This is a genomic window from Xanthomonas nasturtii, from assembly GCF_001660815.1.
Lineage (GTDB): Bacteria > Pseudomonadota > Gammaproteobacteria > Xanthomonadales > Xanthomonadaceae > Xanthomonas > Xanthomonas nasturtii.
This window is the reverse complement of the sequence record NZ_LYMI01000076.1, coordinates 1-2,201: the sequence shown is the minus strand read 5'-3', so window position 1 is coordinate 2,201 and position 2,201 is coordinate 1. Positions and strand designations below refer to the sequence as shown.

1 protein-coding gene and 2 pseudogenes are annotated in these 2,201 nt (G+C 56.6%); 1 reads left to right on the top strand and 2 read right to left on the bottom strand.

Annotation, left to right across the window (positions count from 1 at the left end; translation table 11 throughout):
- Nucleotides 1–71, bottom strand: a pseudogene (locus A7D16_RS24545) (transposase); the annotation flags it as partial.
- A 176-nt stretch (nucleotides 72–247) separates the two neighbouring features.
- Here A7D16_RS24545 and A7D16_RS19490 point away from each other — a divergent pair.
- Nucleotides 248–496, top strand: coding sequence for a hypothetical protein (locus A7D16_RS19490; RefSeq protein ID WP_064634874.1), 249 nt, complete (start codon nucleotides 248–250; stop codon nucleotides 494–496).
- A 1,472-nt stretch (nucleotides 497–1,968) separates the two neighbouring features.
- On the opposite strand, the pseudogene A7D16_RS19480 reads toward A7D16_RS19490, so the two are convergent.
- A pseudogene (locus A7D16_RS19480) lies at nucleotides 1,969–2,201 on the bottom strand (IS5/IS1182 family transposase); the annotation flags it as partial.

Below are 2,201 nucleotides of genomic sequence, written 5' to 3'. Positions count from 1 at the left end.
TTGATCGCCACGCCGCTTTCGGCCTCACGCAGAAAGCCGATGACCTGCTCGTCAGTAAAACGCTTCTTCACGTCCAATCTCCTTCGGGTAGGGAATTGGACTCCAAACTGCGGCGCTACTCAAAATCGGGGGGGCGTCGGGCGTGCCGCGCACGCGTAGTACGCACGTGCGCGCGCGCGCGCATCGAGCTCAACGCGCATGTCGTACACCGTGCGCGCTCCCGCTCACCGCGCAGAGGAGGACACCGATGGACCACCCCGCCGTCGTCTTGCATCTCACGCTGGACCAACGCGACCAGCTCGACCGCCTGCTACGCAGCCTCATCGCCCACGGCGACGTCATCGCCCTGAGCAAACCGGAGTGCCTGGAGGCGCAGACGCTGCCAACGTTGGGACAAGCCATCTTCGATGCCGCCCATGCCGTGCGCGAGATGCTTGAGCAGCGGGTGGAGCAAAGGCCGGGCAGGTCGTATCTGCACGCCGAAGATGGCGGTTAGGTTGGTTTGAACCTACTGATGGCTAAATTGCTGTCGCATGACGGCATCTTGAAATCTCAATGGCTTGCCTCGTTACGCCGCACGTCGTCGAACGTAACGCGTTGTCCCTGCAAAGATGCGGCATAGCCCATGACGATGGGCAGCCGCACTGCGGGGAAGGCCGTGCGATTCACAGGCTTGCAACGATTGACGGCCGTCAACGCCTCGGCGAGGATCGTGTTACACCGCGCTTAGGCGGCCCAATGATAGCTAGGCGGCTTGGAGGTTTCGATGGAGTTGATGCTTCTATTGGGTGCGGTGCTTGCTCTTGGCAATATCGTTGCATCGGTTGCAGTACTTCGCGTTTCGGTACTCTCGCCATCACAACGCGTAATGCAACTTGCTCTCATCTGGCTTGTTCCAGTCATTGGCGCGGTCGTTTGTGCGGCGTTTGCCTCTTCTCAGGCACTTGGCCCCACATCGTCCAGTACAATCGACCCGCTCTATCCATCATCCGATGGTGGCGCATCGGAAGGTCAAAACCTTGGGTTCTCTGGCTGCGATGCCGGGGACTCTGGCTGCGCCGGGAGCAGTGACTAATGACGACGCCTAGCAATTCGTTCAAGCCGGATCCACTTCGCGTGTCGGCTTAATCCAGTTGTTATACCGCTAGAAAGATTTCGAGAGAGACAGATGATTCTTTGGGGATGGGGCGAGCGAGTGCTGACCGTCGATCTGGCAGAGCATGAGCACTGCCAGAGGTGCGAGTAGCATCAAGATTTCGCGCTGCGTCTCAAGTACAAGTACGGACACTTCTACCATCTTTTCGGATGGGTTATCTCCAAGCAGTACCAGCTCATTTGCCCCGTTTGCTCCCACGGCTGGATAGTTAACGCTTCGGCGGCAGAAGCGCAGATTGGTCGAAATCCAGTGCCGTTCCATCAAAGATCCGGATGGATTGTCATGCTTGCCCTTGCAGCAATCATTGGTTTTGTGACTGTGACGTATCAGCATGCGACCTAACAATTCACTCAAGCTGAAGCCGCTTCGCGACTCGGCTTAATTCACTCTTTATTTTTCGCGATGAGGTTTCCTTGAGCTTCGACCTGATGTTCTTCGAGCCACGCGCGGCACCACAAGATCGGACCGCCTTCCTCGTTGTTGCTGAGCTACCTTCTGGCTTGCTCTACTACAAGGACATGGAAGAGGGCTTCGAGGTAGGGATATCGAACGCCCACGGGACTATACGAGACAATGGTTGCAACCAATTGGAACTGACGCATGCATTATCTCGCATAGGGATCTAACAATTCATTCAAGCCGACGCCGCTTCGCGTGTCGGCTTAACTCAGGTATTAGGCCCCACAGCATGTTTCCACTCATCCATGACACTCAAGTCGTTGCGTACTCGGCTGACTCACGTTTGGCGCGAGTCGAATTGGTGTTGCGCGACGGCCCGAACGAAGATGCACCCGTCTTTCAGCTAGGGCCTGTTAACACATCCGAAGTTCATCAACGACAAGGATGAAGCTTAAGAATCCGAGGAACATGACATCCAGCTTTTCGAAGCGCGAGAAAATCCGGCGGTAGCCCTTCAAGCGACGAAACAGCCTCTCCACTTCGTTGCGCCGCTTGTACATTTCTCGGTCGTACTCCCAGGGCTCGACCCGATTGGCTTTTGGCGGGACCACCGGGACGTAGCCAAGATCAAGCGCTAGTTGGCGCG

Coding starts and splice junctions, on each gene's coding strand:
- A7D16_RS19490 (WP_064634874.1), top strand. CDS start 248: ATGGACCACCCCGCCGTCGTCTTGCATCTCACGCTGGACCAACGCGAC.